This is a genomic window from Synechocystis sp. FACHB-383, from assembly GCF_014698605.1.
GTDB lineage: Bacteria > Cyanobacteriota > Cyanobacteriia > Cyanobacteriales > Microcystaceae > Synechocystis > Synechocystis salina.
The window spans coordinates 19,094-40,333 of the sequence record NZ_JACJTJ010000046.1 but is presented as its reverse complement, the minus strand read 5'-3'; the positions used below and the strand labels follow the sequence as shown (position 1 = coordinate 40,333).

Below are 21,240 nucleotides of genomic sequence, written 5' to 3'. Positions count from 1 at the left end.
ACAATATGTCCAAAATTTGATATCATTGCTTCAATTGTTTTAATGTTTCTGCCCTTTATTCTATCATTTTAAAGGGCTTTTTCCTTCTTTATAACTATCGTTCAACACTTCTGCTTGTAAACAATTCTCTAAAACAATTCTTAAGCGGGCTTCAATAACATTTCGGCTAGCATTATTAAGACGAAAAATAACAACGCTAAGAAAAGGAGTTTTGGCGATCGCCAACAATGTACCAAAATCAAGATCAACGGTTAGAATAATCCTTTTTTCAGTCTGAGCTTTTTCTAAAATCTGCTCATCAGGAAGCTTTTCCAAACCTTCATCTAATAAGTGAATCGCATCATACCCCTGATCAATTAACCACTGAACTGTTTTAGGTGAAATTCCCATATCAGCCAGAAACTTCATGAAGCGGTTTCTCTCTCTCTTTTTTGGGGCAAAGGAATAATCTTATCCTGGCTTAACCAAGCTGCATAAAGGATCGATTGTTGAATATCTTCTTGTTCTAAATAAGGATAATCATCAATGATTTCCTTTGGTGTTTTACCATTTGCCAACAAATTCAAGACTAATGAAACAGGCACACGCATTCCGCGAATACAGGCCTTTCCTCCCATAATCTGAAGATCAAACGTGATGCGGTCTAAGTTTTGTAGCATTATTTTAGATTAAATGGTGGACTGTTATTCTCATTCTATGGCTTAGGAAAGGTTTTGGCGTTGTCGTTGCTGGTTACGAATACGGGCTTTAATGATTTTCTGCGTATAGGGATCAGCGTCAGAACGCCATACCAACCGATGCCCTTTAAATTCCACTCCCATCTCCCGTAACGTCCTTTGCCATCCCGGCCACAGTTGAATTTCTGACCAATTATCCAGTAACCCCCAATCCTCTTCCTGTTGCGATAACTTAGCAAACTTATCAAATAGAGGATATTCCTTCCCTACCAATCGATCCTTGCAATGGACCACTGGCGCATAATCTGGATCATATTCTTTATACCGAACCTGTAAATCCTGCAAACCAATCTGCATCATCATCTGCCAACGGGGATGGGGATTCGTATCAAAATCTGGACAGAAAATATAAGCAATTTTCGGCTCATGAAGATAAAACCGCACTAAGGTTACATTCTCTAATCGCCCCACCGTCCGGCTCGCACAACCTTCGTATAACCGTAACAGCGGATCAAGGGCATCCAGAGCACTAATATGAACTACTAACGCCTTCTTTGAGCAAATGCCGATGGGACTCTTTTCGGCGCACCGCGAAGCGGATCTCTGCGAGATCGCCGCTAAATTTTCCATATCCCCCAGACTAAACAGCATCCGATCTGAGAGCAAACAAGCCTCCTTGTAAGTGCCAAACAACACCTTGATATCCGTTTGCAGAGTCTCATCCAACTGACTAAAGCGAGGGCGTTTCGCAAAGTGAGATAAAGCCAAATAAATCTGAATATCCTGTTGGCGTTGCTCTGTAATCCGTTGCCAATCTTCAGTGTCCGTTGCCTGCTCAATGACCTTAAAGGCACGGGTTAAGGTCTTAAACTCAGCACAAATTTCTGCTTCCGCCGCTAATTCCCCTTTCTTCGGCAAACGCCCCCGTTCTGTTAAAAAAGCCATCAAAGGTTGCAAAAGTTCTTGATAATCCTCAAATCGCTTCACTGATAGGCGAATGCGGGGCGTGGTTGCCCGTGAACGAAAACGGGAAGCTCGGAAAGTTTCTGCCTGAGACTCATCCCGAAAGACAAAGTAAATTCCCAATGCCACCGGAATAGCATCAACCCCTAAAACATGATCAATATAAAGCTTCAGTTCTTCTTGGTCATAATATTTCTGAAACGTATTGCGGCTGGTAATCACCCCATCACCATAGGCAATATGACCATTCCCCCCATCTGCAATTAACACCTGAGCCGAGACCACCAATATTTTTTGGGCCAGTTCCCATGCTTGGACTAACGCTTCCCGTCTTTCCGCTGGATTTTCAATGACATTAATCACATAACCCAGATTGACCACATCCGCAAGTTTACAGTCCCCGGAAGGACGGCCATCAGGTTTATAAAATGGATCCCAACCATCTACCTGAAAGCCTCTTTGTGCAACAAATTTAAGATCTTCCCCATGCCCGCAACCATAGTCAAAAAAGGTCATCCCCTGGCTCAGCAGGTCAGCGTCAAACAGCGATCGCACCGGGCGAGACATCTGCCGCCGAACAATAGCGGCTTTGTGACGGTCAATTTTAGGAGATTGATGGGCAGATTCCTTAATCTCAATCAAATTATGGTCTTCAATCCTGACCCGAAACTGTTGCAGTCGTTTCTCCCACTGCTGACGGTGACCGATCTGACGAGAATTAGCTAATAAACCGAGTTTTTCCTCTGCCTGAGTTAACGCAACAAAGGTTTCATATAAAGGATAATCAGCACAAACAAAGGTTTCCTTACGGTGCAGGATGGGAGGATTCTCCCCGTAATGGCGAACTTGGCAATTATTCAACTCTAAATTTATCTGCGTACTTTGTTGCAAAGCCGGATGGGCATCTAAATCAAAATTGGGGTAATCAAGATAAGAAATTTTTGGCTCATTAAGATTAAATTTAATCAGTGTAAACTGTAAATTTTGATTTAGTTTAGATTGATAATTTTCATCAAAAATTTGTCGAGCAAGGCTTTCATATTGTTGTATTGTCGACGGTAAATGCAAAATTGTAGAGTGATGAATATAAATATCATTGGGTAAACGCTTGCCAATATTCAGATCTCTTAATTCAATTTTGATGTTGACAAATTCATTAATATTAGTCATTGGATCTTCCAGTCGCGACAAGTATGATTTTAACTCTAATAGTCAGTTACGATTTAAACGACAAACTGAAATGATAAACTGTTTAGAAAATAGGGTCGATTGTAAAAATTTTTGAAAACTATATAAATTGTCTTGTAATAAATGGTGATAAAGCAATTCCATAAAATTAATGCCAATGATTGCTAATGTTCGTTAATCATAAAGCAGAGTTATGATCGCAAATCTTCAGAGATCTGAGCTATCTAGCAGGTAATTCTCCCCCCTGAGGGGTCATTCCACCATTAACGGCAAGAGATTTCTCTCCTAACTGCTATGCCCGTGTCCGTACTTTGTCATTAAAATCAGAGTTAAACTCAGTTGACCCATCCCGGCCCTAAATGGCAGGGTTTTCCCGTGTCATACTTTTTGGTAACAATCAGAAATTCAAGTGGTGTGAAAAAATCATGGCTGTATCCCTTAAGCAAGCTCTAGTAGTGGGTAGCTACATTGTTGGCCAGCGGCTCCAGGGCAAAAAGCGCTTTCCCCTAGTGCTAATGCTGGAACCCCTATTCCGCTGTAACCTAGCCTGCCAAGGCTGTGGAAAAATTCAACATCCCACGGAAATTCTTAAGCAAAATCTTTCCCCAGAAGACTGTTTTCGGGCCGTGGAGGAATGTGGTGCCCCGGTGGTATCGATCCCCGGCGGTGAACCTCTGCTCCATCCCCAGATTGATGAAATTGTCCGGGGCTTGGTGGCCCGCCGGAAGTTCATCTATCTTTGTACCAATGCGATTTTGCTGGAAAAAAGCCTCGATAAATTTCAGCCTTCCCCCTACCTGACTTTCAGCGTCCATCTCGATGGCCCCAGGGAGCACCACGACAAATGTGTCGATCGCCAGGGAGTATTTGACAAAGCGGTTGCGGCCATTAAAGCGGCTAAGGCCAAGGGATTCCGGGTCACCACCAACACCACCGTGTTTGAAGGAGCCAACGTGGCAGAAATGCAGGCATTTTTTGACTATCTGCAAACCCTGGGCATTGACGGTATGATGATTTCCCCTGGCTACAGCTATGAGTGGGCACCGGACCAAGACCATTTCCTCAAGCGGGATCAGACCAAAGCCCTGTTCCGAGAGCTATTAGCCCCCTGGAATAAAGGCAAAAAAGCTTGGAACTTTAACCATAACCCCCTATTCTTGGACTTTCTCATGGGAGAAAAGGATTACGATTGCACCCCCTGGGGTAGCCCTAGCTACAGCGTGCTCGGTTGGCAAAAACCCTGCTACCTGCTCAACGAAGGTTATTACCAAAGTTTCCAAGAACTACTGGAAGAAACGACATGGGAAAACTACGGCCCCAAAAGTAACAATCCCCAATGCCAAGATTGCATGGTCCATTGCGGTTATGAACCCACCGCCGCCCTCGATGCTCTCCACCCCGCCAATATGGGTCGGGCCATGGGGAGTTTGATCAGTGCCTAGGGTCCGATGTCATCGCCAGAAGCCCAAAGATCCCCTATGATTGGCGAAGAAATTTTGAGAATGCCAAAGTTTACAATGCCCTGATTGGCACGGTTTCGTTCACGGTCTGGTTATCTGCATGCATATTGCTTGGTTAGGAAAAAAAACGCCCTTTTGCGGCAATGTAACCTACGGTCGGGAAGTCACCAATGCATTACTAGACCGGGGCCATCAGGTCAGCTTTTTGCATTTTGCCCAGGAGGAGGAGGGGGAGTCCCTGGCGGAAAGTGGTTGCGCTGAAGTGGCTTTGCCGTTTCTGTTTAAGTCAACCATTTATACTATCCCCACCCCCCGCTCTAGCCGGGTTTTGGCCGACGCGCTAGCCAAGTTAAAGCCCGACCTGGTGCACGCTTCTTTGACCCTTTCCCCTCTGGATTTTCGTTTACCGGAAATTTGTGAAGAATTGGGTTTACCCCTGATTGCCACCTTCCATCCCCCCTTTGATAGTAAGCTACGCAATTTTTCTTCCAGTACCCAGTTTTTGACCTACCAACTCTATGCCCCCTCCTTGGCCCAGTACGATAAAGTAATCGTCTTTTCTCGGCTGCAGCGGAACCTTCTACTCAAGTTGGGGGTGCCCCGGCAGCGCCTGGCCATCATCCCCAATGGGGTGGCGGTGGAGCGCTATTGTCCGGGGGAAAATGACCTGAAAAAACAGTACCAAGCAGAACGGTTATTTATCTATCTGGGACGCATCGCCCCGGAAAAAAATGTGGAAGCTCTCCTCAAGGGTTGGAAGTTTTCCGACATGGGGCCCCATTGCAAACTGCTGATGGTGGGGGACGGCATTTTAAAATCGACCCTACAAACCCACTATGGCCCAGAAATGGGGGTGCATTGGTTGGGATTTGTGGCCGATGAGTTGACCAGGATTCAACTGTTGCGGGCCGCCGATGCCTTTATTTTGCCTTCCCTGGTGGAGGGTTTATCCCTGTCTTTATTGGAAGCCATGGCCTGTGGCACGGCCTGTCTGGCCACCGATGCCGGAGCGGATGGGGAAGTGCTTGAAAATGGAGCGGGTATTGTGCTCAAAACCCAAGGGGTGACGGCCCAGCTAAAAATTCTTTTGCCTTTACTACGGGACCATCCAGAGATCACGGAACTGTTAGGGCGCAAGGCAAGGGAAAGGGTGCTGGAGCGCTACACCTTTGCGGCCAATATGGTGCAACTGGAATCTCTCTATAAAACTGTGGTGCCCCACCAAGCCCATTCTGCGAACTTAAGTTCTTATTTTTATCTGCTGGAATGACTATTTCCCGTACCATTTGCCTTGGTTTCATTGCGGCGATCGCCGGGGGGGCATTACTGTTGCTGATGCCCTTTGCCACCAGTACCGGGGAATGGGGCAGTCCCTTGGTGGCCTTGTTTACGTCCACTTCCGCTGTTTGTGTGACGGGGCTCAGTGTGGTGGATGTGAGCAAATACTTTTCCTTTTGGGGAGAATTGACTGTCATGTTGCTGGCCCAATTGGGGGGGCTGGGCTATATGACCCTGACCACTTTTTTGATGATTTTGATTGGGCGCAAATTTGACTTACAACAACGATTTGCCATCCAAGAATCCTTCGACCATCGTTTTGCCCAGGGCAGTAATAATTTAATTAAATCCGTCATTGCTACCACGTTAATTTTTGAAATTACTGGCGCGATTATTCTTTTTGGCGTTTTCGTCCAGGATTACCCTCCCATCAGGGCCCTCTGGTATGCCGTTTTCCACAGCATCAGCGCTTTTAATAATGCTGGTTTTAGCCTGTTTTCCGACGGTTTGATTGGCTATCAAAGCTCCCTTCCCCTTAACTTGGCGGTTTCCGCTCTGATTATTTTTGGTGGCATTGGCTACCAGGTCATTATTGAGGCCTATTTTTGGGTGGTGCGCAAAGTCAAAAATTCCCAACGGCGGTTTGCCTTTTCCCTCAATCTGCGGGTGGTGGTGCGGGTGACCATTTTTCTCTTGTTGTTGGGCTTTTTCGGCATTCTGATTTTGGAAGCCCAGGGCAATCGGGCTTTAGCTCAGTTTTCCCTCCAGGACCGTTTGCTGATCGCCTGGTTCCAATCGGTGACCACCCGGACGGCGGGCTTTAACACCATTGATTTGAATGACCTTAGTTCCACGAGTTTGGTGCTGGTGATGTTGTTGATGTTTATTGGCGCTAGTCCCAGTGGCACTGGGGGAGGTATTAAGACCACTACCTTTGCTATTTTGGCTAACTGTACCCGTTCAGCTCTGCGGGGCCAGGAAAGGGTAATCATTCATGGCCGCTGTATTCCGCCCCAGTTAATTCTCAAGGCGATCGCCGTGGTGTTTGGTTCGGTGATGACGGTCATTTCTAGCGTGAGTTTGCTAGTTTTCCTAGAATCAGGCCAGGAAACAGTTGCCCTCGCCTTTGAAGCGGTGTCGGCCTTTGCCACGGTAGGCCTTTCCCTGGGTATTACCCCGGAGTTAAAACCTCTTTCCCAACTGGTATTAATCGTCACCATGTTCATTGGCCGGGTGGGCATCACCATTCTAATGGCGGCGATCGTGGGGGATCCCAAGCCAAGTTTGATCAAATACCCGGAGGAAAATTTGCTGGTGGGCTAATGGGCTTTATCCTCCAGGTTGATGGAATTTTACTACTACAATGGGAGATATAGAGCTAACGAGGGTAGTGCCATGGGCATCGCCGTTTGGTCTGAAGATCTGGCCTGTGGTTACGAGTTAATTGACTTACAGCATCGACATCTGTTTGCCCTGATCAATACCTTGGACGAGTCTTTGCAAAAATCCATTGCCAAGGAAGAACTGAGTTTATTGTTGGCGGATTTGCTGGAATATACCGAGTTTCATTTCCGCTGTGAAGAAGAACTGATGCGGAGTTTGGATTACCCTCATCTGTTTGAGCATCGCACCATCCATGAGAAGTTAACTAAACAGGTGATGGATTTACAATTTCGTTTGCGGCACTCAGAAAGTGTGTTGGCGGTGTTTTTTGATTTGTCTAGCTTCCTGGCCGATTGGCTTAGGCATCACATCCAGGAAAACGATATTAAGATGATTCATTTTGTGCGCCGAGCCCTCAAGGAAAAACAAGCCCAGGTTATCGGTCCAGTTAACTAGACAGATGGGGGAAAAGTTCTGCTTAACCGGGCGGTCTGCTACAATTTTTGAGATTCAATGGGTTGTGATCAATGGCTGTAACGCGGGCGAAAATTGCTTTAGACGCAATGGGCGGTGACTATGCCCCCGAAGAGATTGTTATCGGTGCTATCCGGGCGACTCAAGAATTAGATGTGGATATTTTCCTGGTAGGCGATCGCCAGGCCATTGAGGATTGCTTAGCTCGCCATCCCCATCAGGGACTAAACCTGACCATTGTGGATGCGGAGGGGGTGGTGGAAATGGAAGAAGATGCGGTGGTGGTGCGCCGCAAACCTAAAGCTTCTATTAATGTGGCCATGAATTTGGTCAAGGAAAAACAGGCCGATGCGGTGGTGTCCGCTGGGCATTCCGGGGCGGCCATGGCCTCGGCCCTGTTGCGGTTGGGACGCTTAAAAGGCATTGACCGACCGGCGATCGGCACGGTGTTTCCCACCATGATTCCCGGCAAATCGGTGATTGTGCTGGACGTGGGGGCCAATGTGGACTGTCGCCCTAAATATTTAGAGCAATTTGCCCTGATGGGGACAGTGTATAGCCAGTATGTGTTGGGGGTGCCGGAGCCGAAAGTAGGTCTGCTGAACATTGGGGAAGAACCCACCAAAGGCAACACCCTTGCCCTGCAAACCCATGAACTGCTCAAAAGCAATCCGGAAATCCCTTTTGTGGGTAATGCGGAGGGGCGGGACGTGCTCTCTGGCAATTTTGACGTAATTGTCTGTGACGGTTTTGTGGGCAACATTGTGCTCAAGTTTGCCGAAGCAGTGGGGGAGATTTTGCTCAACATCGTTAAGGAGGAATTGCCCCAGGGATGGCGAGGAAAATTAGGCACCGCGTTGCTAGCCCCTAACCTCAAACGCATTAAACAGCGGGTGGACCACGCCGAACATGGTGGAGCATTACTGTTTGGGGTTGATGGTATTTGCTTGATCAGCCATGGCAGTTCCCGCAGTGGCTCCATTTTTAATGCCATTCGTCTGGCCAAGGAAGCCGTCGATAATCAAGTTTCTGTCCGCATTAACAGTTCCACCTCCCTGTTGATGGAACGGCAAAAAACAGAAGAATTACAGAATATCTAGAAACTCCCTCTGGCCATAGTGACTCAGGGGCCAGCTTTGTCCTATGCTTTAAGCCTGTAATCGCTCACCATGACATCAGCGGGAGTCAGGACTTTTGAATACCCTTGGCAGTGGCCTCAAAATTATTGGCAGTGGCACGGCAATCGCCGACCAGAGTTTGACAAATCAAGACCTGAGCAACATTGTTGAGACTTCCGACGAGTGGATCCAGTCCCGCACGGGGATGCGCCAACGCTACATTTGTTCAGCTGACGAAAATCTGGCCAGTTTGGGGGTTAAGGCTGGTCAAAAAGCTCTGGCCATGGCAGGTTTACAACCAGATGATCTGGATTTAATTATTCTGGCCACCTCCACCCCCGATGATTTATTTGGCAGTGCGGCCCAAATTCAGGGGGGATTGGGGGCTACCAGGGCCTTTGCGTTTGACGTCACGGCGGCCTGTTCTGGGTTTGTGGTCGGGCTCAATGTGGCGGCCCAATTTTTGCGCACCGGCGTTTACCAACGGGTTTTACTAGTGGGAGGGGACGTACTTTCCCGTTGGGTTGATTGGTCTGACCGCACCACCTGTGTGTTATTCGGTGATGGGGCCGGGGCGGTGGTGTTGCAACGGCAAGCCCAGGACAATTTGCTCGCCTTTGAAATGTACACCGATGGCAGTGGCAATGGCTGTCTCAATTTGCCTTACCAAGCAGTGCCCCAACCTTTAACAGCAGGAAAAACCGTTGCCCAGGGCACCTATCAACCCATCACCATGAACGGCCGGGAAGTGTACCGTTTTGCCGTGGCTAAGGTGCCGGAAATTATCGAAAAAGTACTGTTTAAAGCTGAACTAACTACCGCTGACCTAGACTGGGTCATCCTCCACCAAGCCAATCAACGCATTATGGACGCCGTTGGCGATCGCCTGGCTATTCCATCGGAGAAGATGATCAGTAATGTGGGCAATTATGGCAACACCTCAGCAGCTTCCATACCTCTGGCTTTGGACCAAGCGGTGCGGGAGGGGAAAATTAAAGAGGGAGACCTAATCGCCCTGGCCGGCTTTGGGGCCGGCTTAACCTGGGCCGCCAGCGTCGTGCGGTGGTAAGGGAGAATTAGTAGACGTGGAAGGAACTGGCCACCGTGTCAAACAAATTTTTCACCGTATCCCAGCGGTCCTCCGCCGTGGATAAATCAAACGTGATTAACTTACCCCGGTTAGTGGTCACACTGGCCAAATCATGGCGTTCCACATTGTCCCCCACCAACACTCGGTACTCCAGAGTGTAATAAACCTGACCGTCTTCATCCCTTTCTTCCGCCGTGATTAATTCCGCCTGGCGATCGCCTTGGGCAGCCTCATTGACCGTTTTCATAAAGCGGTAGCCCACATCGGTGGCTGTGCCCAAATCCGTCAGGGTTTTATCGCTGGGAATTTCACTAATAATCACACTCAAATTTTCATCCCGCTCAATCAAATCCCGGAACACCACATCCACCCCAGGGGAAGCTCCTTTGACGTCCACCCCAATCCAACCATTGGGATACAGAAACTCATAACCATCTTTGGTGTCACTGTAGCGTTGCAAACTGGCAATGCCTACTCCTCCACAGGCGGTGAGGGTAAAGCTCAGTAGTAAAATTACCAGGACTACAGCAGTGGATAGGGACTTTTTCAACATGGGAGAAGGGGAAGAACTGGGCCGGAAGGCAAAATTACCTTCCCTTACCCATTAAACCTCCAATGGTTGGCCAGAAACTAGGGGCTAAATGTTCCCGCATCAAAAAAAAGCCAAGAATGGACCATGGTAACTGCTCCAAGGTGGGGCGTGAGAGCAAATGCCATGCCAGTCTATTTCCTTCCCAATCCAGAGGAAGTTGTTGAGGTTACAATCGGCAAATTCACGGCAGAGGCGGCTGGAGCACCGCCCAACGGGTCGAAAATATAAATTTAACTTATTAAAAGGTTCGACAAGTTTGAGGACATTCTCCGTCAAAAATACTGCTTGTGAGCCGGATATTGCATAAACTTAGAATTATAGTTTTTTCCGTAGAAATAGTCTTATTTCTATCCATTAAATAAAGGCAATTTGAGGTTAGAGCGGATTGCTAGCCCCATACTGAGACCGCTATTTGCTTTGTCCAGAGATACTTTCAGTGATTTTTCTTCAATAAATTTCACTGGACTTAGGCCGATGCCGACCATCACCATGGAATGAAGACCATGAATAAGTTTGAATCGAGACAATCAGAACCAAAGATAGATAACAATGGTGGCTGGATAATTCATGTGTATGATAAAAGCCGCCGCCTTCTATTTGTCCTAGAGCCTTCCCACGCTTGGCTCTTTTTACTGGGTTGTGGTGTTGGTTTACTGCTGTCCGTGGTTTGGGTCAATGTTGCTGGCCATGGCCCCTCGCCGGAATCCCCGCCAGTCAAGGAATCGCCCCCTTTGCAGGTCGACTAGCCTCAATAGTTTAAATAGTTGAAAATTTGCTGCATTGACTAACCCATAGAACGCCATCGAGCAAAATTATTACTCACCATGGAGTCCCAGGAAAGCGGCGATCGCCAAATAATAGTAAAACTTATCATTCAAATTTAAAATTATTTAACAGATCCATGAGGACAGTCGCAAAATTGGGCAGCTTTAAGTATAGACTTTAGCTTATAGATTTGGAAGCATAGATATTTTTGTCTCAATAGACTATGGTCTATGCAGGTTCCTGTGAAACAGCCATGTTTTTCTAGCACACAACGCATCGAAATGCCGATGTTAGTGGGGGGAGAATTATTCATTACTCTCCCAGGTGTATCAAGCCAGCTACCGAGGATTCGGGGCCAAGCTTTGCTACCCCAATCCCCATAAATTTCAACCAAGGAGACAATTTACATTATGGATTTTTTGTCCAATTTCTTGATGGACTTCGTGGGGCAGTTACAGTCCCCGACCCTCGCCTTTTTGATTGGGGGGATGGTTATTGCCGCCCTTGGCACCCAATTGGTAATTCCAGAGGCGATTTCTACGATCATCGTCTTTATGCTCCTCACCAAGATTGGCCTGACCGGGGGTATCGCGATCCGTAACTCCAATTTGACAGAAATGATCCTACCCATGGTGTTCTCTGTCATATTAGGAATTCTTATTGTATTTATCGCCCGTTTTACCCTGGCTAAACTGCCTAATGTCAAAACCGTGGATGCCCTGGCCACCGGAGGGTTGTTTGGTGCGGTGAGTGGCTCTACCATGGCCGCCGCCCTCACTACGTTGGAAGAATCAAAAATTTCCTACGAAGCTTGGGCCGGTGCCCTCTATCCTTTTATGGATATTCCTGCCCTGGTAACGGCGATCGTCGTGGCTAATATTTATCTCAATAAGCAAAAGCGTAAGTCCGCCGGCGCCAGCATCGAGGAGTCTTTCAGCAAACAGCCCGTTGCCGCAGGGGATTATACCGATCAGCCGGATTATCCCCGCACCCGCCAGGAATATTTGAGCCAGCAGGAACCGGAGGATAATCGGGTCAAGATCTGGCCGATCATCCAGGAAAGTCTCCAGGGGCCTGCTTTATCAGCGATGTTGTTGGGCCTTGCCCTTGGCATATTTACCAAGCCGGAAAGTGTCTATGAAAGCTTCTACTCTCCTTTCTTCCGCGGCTTGCTTTCAATTTTGATGCTCATTATGGGGATGGAGGCTTGGTCAAGGCTTGGCGAACTACGTAAAGTAGCTCAATGGTATGTGGTCTATAGCCTGATAGCCCCGATAGTGCACGGTTTTATTGCCTTCGGTCTTGGTATGGTTGCCCACTACACTACAGGATTCAGCCTCGGCGGTGTGGTAGTTTTAGCAGTCATCGCCGCCTCTAGTTCTGATATCTCCGGCCCCCCTACCTTGCGAGCTGGTATCCCGTCTGCCAATCCCTCTGCCTATATCGGTTCATCCACTGCGATTGGTACTCCCATTGCCATTGGCGTGTGTATACCGCTTTTCATTGGGCTTGCCCAGACCCTTGGTGCAGGTTAATCCCCAACAGATTGTGGTCTGTCAGTAATCCCTTGACCTAACAGACCAAAAAGATTAACTTACATACTTCTAGGAGATAAACAAAATGGCTAAACCAGCGAATAAGCTCGTCATCGTCACGGAAAAGATTCTGCTCAAAAAAATTGCCAAAATCATTGACGAATCCGGCGCCAAAGGATACACAGTAATGAATACTGGTGGCAAAGGTAGCCGTAACGTACGCTCGTCGGGTCAACCTAACACTTCCGACATCGAGGGTAATATCAAGTTCGAAATATTGACTGAAACCCGGGAAATGGCTGAAGCAATTTCTGATCGGATTGCCGCCAAGTATTTTAATGATTACGCCGGCATCATCTACATTTGCAGTGCAGAGGTGCTTTATGGGCACACGTTCTGTGGGCCTGAGGGCTGTTAAATTAACGATAACTAAGCTCGTTTCTATTCCGGCAACCGCATGCAAAACAAAACTGTTCTTGGGCGGTTGCTTTTTGTTTGTTTTTTCAGGAGATTGTAGCTCTATTTCAACTGTTTAGAGAGTCACCATGTTTTCCGATCTTTTCAGTGCGACCCAAACCCCCAAACCATAGATAAAATTTAAGCCGACTACAAGCAGGGTAAATTATCAGAAAAATGGGTCTAAAATCCCGTTCCTATTGCACCTTAACCTTTGCCCGCAATAAGCCAGAGCCGTAATCTTGGGTTTGACAACGGAATAGCTCAATTGACTTTATTGTTGCCGTCGTACAAAAACCTGGCCCCAGCCCACTGCAACTTATCCCGCAGAGTTTTATAAAAGGAATAGCTTTCCCGCAGTAGGATAAATTGTGCCTCTTGGTGGGCCATCCACACTCCCACCCGTTGCCCAGGCCAAATCCCCGTAGCAAGGGAGCCATCTGTCCACAATTTTGTATTTAACTCAAAATCCCCCAGAGGCCAGATATTTACCGAGGATCCAGGGGGAATGACAATGGGACGGCTGGACAAGCTTAGGGGGCAAATGGGGGTAATCACAATGGCATCCATACCCGGGTGCAAAATGGGCCCGTTAGCAGAAGACGTGTAACAAGTGGAGCCCGTGGGAGTGGCCACCAATAGACCGTCGCATTGGTATTGGTCAATTAATTCCCCGTCCACTTCCACTTCGATGATGGCTGTGGGCATCCGGTCAATACTGGCCGGTTTGATGCACATTTCATTCAAGCAGTAGTAGGTTTCCCCCACCATCTGGGGATCCCGGCGATCGCCTTCAAATAAACTGGCCGCTAGCATCATCCGCTGGGAAACGGCGTAACGGTCTTGACTGAGGCGGTCCCACACGGTTTGGGTATCTTGGAACAAATCAAAGGGTTCCGTCAAAAAACCCAGGTGTCCCCCCACGTTAACGGACAAAATGGGAATGCCTTCGGGGGATAAATGCCTGGCTGCTGCTAGGGTAGTGCCATCTCCTCCTAAAACTAGAGCTAAGTCTATTTTTTCTGTGGCGGAGGCCAAAAATACTGGATAGGGATTATCTTTGATGCCACTGGGGCCCATCAGTACCTTACAGCCCCTAGCCTCCAATTCCCTGGCACAGCGTTCGGCATAGGTTTTGCTTTCATTGTGCCCAGCTTTATGGGCAATGATCACCTGTTTCAGTTCCACAATGGGGCCTCAGAGTGGGGCATAGATTTGGACTAGCTTTCGAGACTCTCCGCTGTAGTCACCGGGGCATCCTCGATCGCCGGAGTCGTAGCAGCGGCTTGTTTTTCTTTTTTCTTCCGTTCTGCTTCGGCCGCATCTTCCAACACCTTGAGTAGTTGGTCAACTTTTTCCAGGTTGCTACGGTACAAGTCTAAATCCTTGACCACTTTATCGAGGGACAAATCCAACAGTTCCGATAATTTGGTGAGATAGTCCTGACGTTTTTCATCATTGTCCTTCACCTCTGGGTCTTGGTCAGCCAACAAAGTGTAAAGCCCAATAGAAAACAGACGACTGTATTTAAATTTATGACGCTGGTGGATCCCGGTGAGGGTGTTGAGCAGCAAGTTATCCCCGGAGGTCTGGTCACTGGAAGCGGCGGTTACCCAAGCATCTAGGCCGATGTGATGGGCACTGGCGGCCACATTTTTGGCATCCTGGCGTACTTGGTCGGGATTTTGATCTACCCCATAGCAGAGGGCACTGAAAATAGCAGGTAATTCTGCCGCCGGTTGATAACCCTGCATAAAACTGTCGAAGGAGGTGACGATGCCCAGGGCAAAAATGGGGTCGTAGGTAAAGTCAATGTTCACACTGAGCAAATGCATTTCCACCAGCAGCTCTTCGACAAAACGCCGGTAGATGGAACTAATGGGACGGCTGTAGTGGGTAAAAAATTTTCGTTTGGCTTCAGAAACAGTGCGAATTTTAGTCACAGGGCCGATTACAAAGGGGGGATAGATCTCCTATTTTCCCTTGTTAAGCGGCCTTTGCCAACCTGGATTGTTGCTAGGGGAGATGAATCATCGGGCGTTGCTAGAATGGGACAGTCCCAGGAAAAAGACCATGCCAGACTTCCAGGCATTTATTGCCATCATTACCACCATTTTGGTGTTTGTGACCGGAGTAGCCCTCAAATATGAAACCATCCAGTTCAAAAACTACGAACTCCCTATCCCCCAATGGGCAGGCCTCAGCTTCGCCGGGGTTACTTTCACATTTGTGGTCTTGGATCAAATCCTACGGGGGTTTGTCCGACTTGAAGAGGTACAACGAAGAGATGAGGAAAGAAACCGCAGAGATGAGGAAGCTAGAGCAAGAAAAGCAGATGCGGCACGAACAGAGGATGAAAGAATTAAGGCTACAGAACGAGAAACTCGCCGAACTAGAATCGAAACTCGATATCGTACTGCGATCTCGTAGAGATCCGCTGCGCGGTGCGCCAGATTCCAGCTTGACCCCAGCCCAATCCACCGAACACAGTTAGCGGATATTTTGGCCCTCCTGGAAGAATACCAAGATACCCTGTGAGTTGTTGTGGCTGATGGTTACCAAGGCTTGGTGACAGTCAGTGGGTCTGCTCAGTGCTGTATATTTACCGACAATACCCGCCATTGATTAGGCTAATCAGTGGTCAAAGGACTTCCGAGTTTACAAGCAGAGTGTTAATGGTGTCTCCCATCTCTATCTGGCGATCGCTGATGTTTGGCGGTTTTTCTCCCCAGGAATGGGGCAGGGGCAGTGTGCTCCACCGTTTTGTGGGCTGGGGGCGGCATTGGGCCCAGGGCAGCTTACTGTGGCCCCAGTTTGAAGCGGTGGGTACGGCTCTGTTGGCAATAATTTTTATGGCGGCGCCGTTCACTTCCACCACCATGTTAGGCATTTTTATGCTCCTCTGTGGAGCCTTCTGGGCTTTGCTGACACTGGCGGATCAACCAGGTAAAGGGCTGACTCCCATTCATGTTTTAGTGTTTGCCTATTGGTGTATTTCGGCGATCGCCGTGGGTTTTTCCCCGGTGAAAATGGCGGCGGCGTCGGGGCTAGCCAAATTAACCGCCAATTTATGTTTGTTCCTATTGGCGGCCAGGTTATTGCAGAACAAGCAATGGCTGAATCGGCTGGTAACCGTCGTTTTACTGGTGGGGCTATTGGTGAGCAGTTACGGTCTGCGACAGCAGGTGGACGGGGTAGAACAGTTAGCTACTTGGAATGATCCCACCTCTACCTTGGCCCAGGCCACTAGGGTGTATAGCTTTTTAGGCAACCCCAACCTATTAGCGGCCTACCTGGTACCCATGACTGGTTTGAGTTTGAGCGCCTTAGTGGTGTGGCGACGGTGGTGGCCTAAGTTACTGGGGGCAACCATGGTGATCACCAATCTCCTCTGTTTATTTTTTACCCAGAGCCGGGGCGGTTGGCTGGCGGTATTGGCCCTGGGTGCGACCTTTTTTGCCCTTTGTTACTTCTGGTGGCTGCCCCGATTACCCCAATTTTGGCAACGGTGGTCTTTGCCCCTGGCGATCGCCGTGGCGTTGATATTGGGCGGAGGGGCCTTAATTGCGGTGGAACCAATTCGGGTTAGGGCCATGAGTATTTTTGCCGGTCGGGAAGACAGCAGTAATAATTTCCGCATCAACGTCTGGGAAGGAGTGAAGGCCATGATCCGAGCCCGTCCCATCATTGGCATTGGTCCAGGCAACGAAGCCTTTAACCAAATTTATCCCTACTATATGCGCCCCCGCTTCACTGCCCTGAGTGCCTATTCCATTTACCTAGAAATTTTGGTGGAAACGGGTATAGTCGGTTTTACCTGTATGCTCTGGCTGTTGGCCGTTACTCTGGGCAAAGGAATCCAATTGGTTAAACGCTGTCGCCAAACCCTAGCCCCGGAAGGAATCTGGATCATGGGAGCCCTGGCGGCGATCGCCGGTTTATTGGTGCACGGTCTTGTGGACACCGTCTGGTACCGTCCCCCGGTGAGCACTTTATGGTGGCTGCTGGTCGCTATTGTTGCTAGTCAGTGGGCCAGTGCCCAGACCCGTTTGGGGGCCAGTGAAGGAGAAAACGGGGCAGAACCTCCTCTTCCCCAATAAAAGCCAATGGCAATAACTTGGCCGGCCAGGCTTAACTTTTGCCGTTTTTGAAAATTTGTCAGGAGTCAAAACCATGGCGATCGGAGAGCAAACCCATCCCCAAGCAAGTAAAGACCAGGCCGTTGTTGATCGCCTGTTACAATCCCCCGCCGATATTCCCCACCTGTTGTCCTTGGCACGGCTGAGAATTCGTTACAAAAATTTCCCCGGGGCCCGGAGCTTACAGCGAGATTTGGACACCGTGCTTCAGCAATGGCATCTGACTGAAGAAGAACTCTTTGCCCAAACTAGGGCCCTCTACGCCAGTGGGGCCGCCCACACCAAGCAAAGTACAGAGGAACAACAGGACTGGAGCTAGCCTCTGTTAACACCTTGCCCAGACTGAGCTGAGCCAACTTTTTTTTGGCGTAATTCTGAAATTTGCCGGTACCGGCCGCCACCGTAGACATTGAAATTACTCTATTGTCAGGCTTTTTAGCAAACATTAATCTCTACTATTGGTGCAATAAGCAATCCCAAAGCTAAAAGCAGAGATTTTCCCCTATGCTTAAAGCAATAACTCCCGTTACAAAAATTAACTAAATGTCTAATCTGATTGCCGTTGCCTTCTGTGGCTATTTTGCTTTGTTAATTGCCCTTTTCTCGGCTAAAAACTTTCTCGTCAAGGACAAAGCCAGTCTTAATCTCCCTGAATAATTCTTCTAAATGACAAAAATGGGGATTAAGTAGCTATAATCTTGTTTTCCTAAAGTCTCAGTCAGAGTAGCCTGGATCAAAGTAGGTCAAAGCAAGGTTATGAGTCCACCCCAACCATCGGGGCGCAAAAGATTAGGATTGGTTTTACAGGAAGCCGGTCTGATTACCCCGGCCCAATTAGAGGTTGCGGTTAACAATCAACAACATTTTGATTACCTCATTGGGGAAGTAATTGTTCTCCACGGCTGGTTGACCAAGGACACCATCGAGTTTTTTGTTAACCAATGGTTTGATTTAATTTACCGCTCCAACCCTATGCCCTTGGGGCATTACCTGCAAATGGCGGACCTGTTGAATCAATGCCAGATTGACCAAATTCTCCAGGAACAAAAGGTATTGGGACTGCGCTTTGGAGCCACGGCGGTACTGCTGGGCTTGCTCAAGCAAGAAACGGTGGACTATTTTATCGCCCATCTTAAGGGAGACATGGCTAGTCAATCGGCTTTTAGCGCTCACGAATTGGCCAAGGGATGTGCTGATCGTGTTCGGCCGATAAAAACAACTCGGGCGGAGCCTAAACGACAAAAACACCGACGGTCGGCCAGTGGCAATCCAAAGGGTAGGGAAGAGAAAAAACATAGACGAGTAAGGACTGCTAAGCAAAAGTCTGCGACGGCATCGTCGGCTGAAGTTTCAGGGAGTCTGCCGGAGAACTTTGATATTTTTATAAATGACGAGGAAAACTTTGACCTAGCCAATGTGCTAGAAATGGACGATGGCAATTTTTCTCTTTGACTTTTTGAGTCGCTCGGGGCGATTTTTAAAAACTGTTGGACCTAATTGACTGGGATGATCACCAAAGCTTTTTTACTTTTTTGCCTGCTCACGCCCACCGACAAGATTTTCCCTTTTGTGCGGTTCTCCACCGGATTACCGACCTTTTAACCGAGGAAACTTTAGGGTAAAGTGGGAGCCATGGAATCCCCTATTGAGTAGAGAATTTAAATTTATAATGGCTTACGCACTACCCAACTTACCTTACGACTACACCGCCCTGGAACCCTGCATTTCCAAAAGCACTCTGGAGTTCCACCACGATAAACACCATGCCGCTTACGTTAGTAAGTTTAATGAAGCGGTGGCTGGTACAGACCTAGACAATAAATCTATCGAAGACGTAATTAAAGCTATTGCCGGAGATGCGAGCAAAGCCGGTCTGTTCAACAATGCCGCCCAGGCCTGGAACCACAGTTTCTACTGGAATTGCATGAAACCCGGTGGCGGTGGCCAGCCCACTGGTGCCTTGGCTGATAAAATCAACGCTGACTTTGGTAGCTTTGACGCCTTTGTGGAAGCTTTCAAACAAGCTGGAGCCACCCAATTCGGTAGCGGTTGGGCCTGGTTGGTGTTGGACAATGGCACTTTGAAAGTGACCAAAACTGGCAACGCTGAAAACCCCATGACCGCTGGTCAAACTCCTTTGTTAACCATGGACGTATGGGAGCACGCTTACTATTTAGATTATCAAAACCGTCGTCCTGATTACATTGCCGATTTCCTCGGTAAGTTGGTCAACTGGGACTTTGTGGCGGCTAACTTAGCGGCGGCCTAGTTTTCTCCATCAACCTTCCTATGATGATGTTTTAAAGGTCCTCTTTCTCTCCCACTTATGGGTAGAACTGCAGGCAAATTAGACATCTTCTTGGAACCATTTACCCTTTCCCTAAACTTTGGGGGAGGGGTATTTGCTGGAAGGCGATCGCCGGTGGTTGAAGTTTCTGATCTGCGTCCCCAATCCTCTACACTGGGGAGGTTTATGGGATCTCTTTCCAGAGTCCGTCTAAATCCAGTTATTTAATCGAAGTTTTTCCAGTTTTTCCACTACCATGTCCCAGACCTATAACGTAACCTTGCTCCCCGGCGATGGCATTGGCCCCGAAATTATGGCAGTGGCGGTGGCAGTATTACGCAAAGTGGCGGACCAATTTGGTTTTGCCTACAATTTTCAGGAAGCTTTAATCGGAGGGGCGGCCATTGATGCTACGGGCCAACCCCTACCGGAAGCAACCCTGGCCCAAGCGAAGGATAGTGATGCGGTACTGTTAGCGGCGATCGGGGGCTATGCCTGGGACAATCTCCCCAGGGCTCAACGGCCAGAAACTGGTTTGTTGGCCATCCGGGAAGGGCTGGGGCTGTTTGCGAACCTACGTCCCGCGACCATTTTTCCCCAGTTGGTTGATGCTTCTAGCCTCAAACGGGAAGTGGTGGAAGGGGTAGATATCATGGTGGTACGGGAATTGACCGGTGGGATTTATTTCGGTAAACCGAAGGGTATTTTTGAGACGGAGGCGGGGGAAAAGCGGGGGGTTAATACCATGGCCTACACGGTGGGAGAAATTGACCGCATTGCCAAGGTAGCTTTTGAAACGGCCCAAAAACGACGGGGCCAACTCTGTTCAGTAGATAAGGCTAATGTATTGGATGTGTCCCAACTGTGGCGGGATCGGGTGATGGCGATCGCCGGGGATTATCCTGATGTGGAACTATCCCATTTATATGTGGACAATGCGGCCATGCAGTTGGTGCGCAGTCCGAAGCAATTTGACACCATTGTGACGGGTAATTTATTTGGTGATATTCTCTCCGACATTGCGGCCATGTTAACGGGCAGTATTGGCATGTTACCCTCCGCTAGCTTGGGCAGTGACGGCCCGGGACTATTTGAACCCGTCCACGGTTCAGCCCCGGATATTGCTGGTCAGGATAAGGCTAATCCCCTGGCCCAGGTGCTCAGTGCGGCCATGATGTTGCGCTACGGTTTGGACCAACCCCAGGCAGCCGATCGCCTAGAGGGAGCAGTAAAAACAGTCCTGGCCCAGGGTTACCGCACCGGGGATATTCTTTCCCCTGGCACCCAATTGGTGGGCTGTCGGCAAATGGGAGAGCAATTGTTGGGCATCCTGGATGACATGTAAGGATCGTTGCAATCTACCAAAAAACTAGACAAACTTTACCTCAATGACTTCCCCCCAGGCAGTTATTTCGGGTCGAAATCAGATCTTGGTCGAGTAAGTAAGAATCTTCTGGGGCGGCCCTTACGTCAAACCCTATTGTTATTTATGATGATGGCTAACCTGGCTGACGTTTTTCGGTCAAAGGCTAGAACACATATGCGTCCTGAGTGGGGAGTTTATTATGGTTTTTATTCCTGATGAGAGCGACTTTGATGTGGAGTACAGGAGCGTGCCCATGCCCCTAGACCCCAAGATGTTGCGCATGGCCCGGCGAATTTACCGCAGTTATCGCATGCTCCACCCCAAATCCCAAAAGCAACCCCTGGGCATTGCCATCCATAAAGAAACCCACCGGGGTCAACTGATGTTCAATCGTCAGCCGGTGCTGTTGCCAGGGGAGTGTTTCGTACCTTTGAACCAACTGGAGGCGGAAGCCCAGGTAATTTGAATT

At 48.6% G+C, this 21,240-nt stretch carries 22 protein-coding genes; 16 read left to right on the top strand and 6 right to left on the bottom strand.

Going from position 1 to position 21,240, the window contains the following annotated elements:
• Window positions 1-63: 63 nt before the first annotated feature.
• From H6G45_RS14440 to H6G45_RS14430, 3 genes are read right to left on the bottom strand one after another with little or no spacing between them, the layout of a single operon-like run.
• Window positions 64-408 carry a DUF5615 family PIN-like protein gene (locus H6G45_RS14440; protein WP_190599105.1) on the bottom strand — a complete coding sequence of 115 codons (345 nt, stop codon included), beginning with the start codon at window positions 406-408 and terminating at the stop codon, window positions 64-66.
• Window positions 405-659, bottom strand: coding sequence for a DUF433 domain-containing protein (locus H6G45_RS14435; protein WP_190599104.1), 255 nt, complete (start codon window positions 657-659; stop codon window positions 405-407). The genes H6G45_RS14440 and H6G45_RS14435 overlap by 4 nt, the downstream gene beginning before the upstream one ends.
• Window positions 660-701: 42 nt before the next feature.
• Entirely contained in the window at window positions 702-2,810 is a 2,109-nt protein-coding gene (locus tag H6G45_RS14430) for a DNA phosphorothioation-associated putative methyltransferase (protein ID WP_190599103.1), read from the bottom strand.
• A 377-nt stretch (window positions 2,811-3,187) separates the two neighbouring features.
• Here H6G45_RS14430 and hpnH point away from each other — a divergent pair, with 377 nt between their 5' ends.
• The 6 genes from hpnH (at window position 3,188) to H6G45_RS14400 (ending at window position 9,610) form a co-directional block, all read left to right on the top strand.
• Entirely contained in the window at window positions 3,188-4,270 is a 1,083-nt protein-coding gene (gene hpnH, locus H6G45_RS14425) for an adenosyl-hopene transferase HpnH (protein ID WP_347338272.1), read from the top strand.
• 118 nt (window positions 4,271-4,388) lie between these two features.
• Complete coding sequence (locus H6G45_RS14420) at window positions 4,389-5,558, top strand: glycosyltransferase family 4 protein (protein ID WP_190599101.1); 1,170 nt, start codon at window positions 4,389-4,391, stop codon at window positions 5,556-5,558.
• Entirely contained in the window at window positions 5,555-6,889 is a 1,335-nt protein-coding gene (locus H6G45_RS14415; RefSeq protein WP_190599100.1) for a TrkH family potassium uptake protein, read from the top strand. The genes H6G45_RS14420 and H6G45_RS14415 overlap by 4 nt, the downstream gene beginning before the upstream one ends.
• A 72-nt stretch (window positions 6,890-6,961) precedes the next feature.
• On the top strand, window positions 6,962-7,405 hold the full coding sequence (locus tag H6G45_RS14410; protein ID WP_190599099.1) for a bacteriohemerythrin: 444 nt from the start codon (window positions 6,962-6,964) through the stop codon (window positions 7,403-7,405).
• A 71-nt stretch (window positions 7,406-7,476) separates the two neighbouring features.
• Entirely contained in the window at window positions 7,477-8,523 is a 1,047-nt protein-coding gene (gene plsX / locus H6G45_RS14405) for a phosphate acyltransferase PlsX (protein WP_190599098.1), read from the top strand.
• Between the two features lie 94 nt (window positions 8,524-8,617).
• Window positions 8,618-9,610 carry a beta-ketoacyl-ACP synthase III gene (locus tag H6G45_RS14400; protein ID WP_190599097.1) on the top strand — a complete coding sequence of 331 codons (993 nt, stop codon included), beginning with the start codon at window positions 8,618-8,620 and terminating at the stop codon, window positions 9,608-9,610.
• A 7-nt stretch (window positions 9,611-9,617) separates the two neighbouring features.
• Here H6G45_RS14400 and psbP read toward each other — a convergent pair whose 3' ends face one another.
• Complete coding sequence (gene psbP, locus H6G45_RS14395; protein ID WP_190599096.1) at window positions 9,618-10,184, bottom strand: photosystem II reaction center PsbP; 567 nt, start codon at window positions 10,182-10,184, stop codon at window positions 9,618-9,620.
• A gap of 542 nt (window positions 10,185-10,726) precedes the next feature.
• On the opposite strand from psbP, the gene H6G45_RS14390 reads away from it, so the two are divergent.
• The 3 genes from H6G45_RS14390 to H6G45_RS14380 all read left to right on the top strand — a co-directional run bounded on the left by H6G45_RS14390 (window position 10,727) and on the right by H6G45_RS14380 (window position 12,941).
• A complete protein-coding gene (locus tag H6G45_RS14390; RefSeq protein ID WP_190599095.1) occupies window positions 10,727-10,969 on the top strand; it encodes a hypothetical protein in 243 nt (80 codons plus the stop codon).
• Between the two features lie 429 nt (window positions 10,970-11,398).
• Window positions 11,399-12,523, top strand: a complete 1,125-nt coding sequence (locus tag H6G45_RS14385) for a sodium-dependent bicarbonate transport family permease (RefSeq protein ID WP_190599094.1) — start codon at window positions 11,399-11,401, stop codon at window positions 12,521-12,523.
• 85 nt (window positions 12,524-12,608) lie between these two features.
• Complete coding sequence (locus H6G45_RS14380) at window positions 12,609-12,941, top strand: hypothetical protein (RefSeq protein WP_190599093.1); 333 nt, start codon at window positions 12,609-12,611, stop codon at window positions 12,939-12,941.
• Between the two features lie 302 nt (window positions 12,942-13,243).
• On the opposite strand, the gene H6G45_RS14375 is transcribed toward H6G45_RS14380, so the two are convergent.
• Window positions 13,244-14,167 carry an NAD(+) kinase gene (locus H6G45_RS14375; RefSeq protein WP_190599092.1) on the bottom strand — a complete coding sequence of 308 codons (924 nt, stop codon included), beginning with the start codon at window positions 14,165-14,167 and terminating at the stop codon, window positions 13,244-13,246.
• 32 nt (window positions 14,168-14,199) lie between these two features.
• Window positions 14,200-14,922: a photosystem II biogenesis protein Psp29 gene (psb29, locus tag H6G45_RS14370; protein WP_190599091.1), complete on the bottom strand. Its 723-nt coding sequence runs from the start codon at window positions 14,920-14,922 to the stop codon at window positions 14,200-14,202.
• 40 nt (window positions 14,923-14,962) lie between these two features.
• Between psb29 and H6G45_RS14365 the strand changes: the two genes are divergently transcribed.
• The 7 genes from H6G45_RS14365 to H6G45_RS14335 all read left to right on the top strand — a co-directional run bounded on the left by H6G45_RS14365 (window position 14,963) and on the right by H6G45_RS14335 (window position 21,237).
• On the top strand, window positions 14,963-15,409 hold the full coding sequence (locus tag H6G45_RS14365; protein ID WP_242018184.1) for a hypothetical protein: 447 nt from the start codon (window positions 14,963-14,965) through the stop codon (window positions 15,407-15,409).
• Window positions 15,410-15,654: 245 nt separating this feature from the next.
• The gene (locus H6G45_RS14360; protein ID WP_190599090.1) at window positions 15,655-17,079 is read left to right on the top strand and encodes an IctB family putative bicarbonate transporter; all 1,425 of its coding nucleotides are present in this window, start codon (window positions 15,655-15,657) and stop codon (window positions 17,077-17,079) included.
• Between the two features lie 73 nt (window positions 17,080-17,152).
• Window positions 17,153-17,437 (top strand): DUF3288 family protein, encoded by a 285-nt coding sequence (locus tag H6G45_RS14355; RefSeq protein ID WP_190599089.1) that lies wholly within the window; start codon window positions 17,153-17,155, stop codon window positions 17,435-17,437.
• A gap of 437 nt (window positions 17,438-17,874) precedes the next feature.
• Window positions 17,875-18,570 (top strand): hypothetical protein, encoded by a 696-nt coding sequence (locus tag H6G45_RS14350; RefSeq protein WP_190599088.1) that lies wholly within the window; start codon window positions 17,875-17,877, stop codon window positions 18,568-18,570.
• A gap of 217 nt (window positions 18,571-18,787) precedes the next feature.
• Window positions 18,788-19,387 (top strand): superoxide dismutase, encoded by a 600-nt coding sequence (locus H6G45_RS14345; RefSeq protein ID WP_190599087.1) that lies wholly within the window; start codon window positions 18,788-18,790, stop codon window positions 19,385-19,387.
• A gap of 274 nt (window positions 19,388-19,661) precedes the next feature.
• A complete protein-coding gene (gene leuB / locus H6G45_RS14340; protein ID WP_190599086.1) occupies window positions 19,662-20,750 on the top strand; it encodes a 3-isopropylmalate dehydrogenase in 1,089 nt (362 codons plus the stop codon).
• Between the two features lie 220 nt (window positions 20,751-20,970).
• Entirely contained in the window at window positions 20,971-21,237 is a 267-nt protein-coding gene (locus tag H6G45_RS14335; RefSeq protein WP_190599085.1) for a hypothetical protein, read from the top strand.
• Window positions 21,238-21,240: the final 3 nt, after the last annotated feature.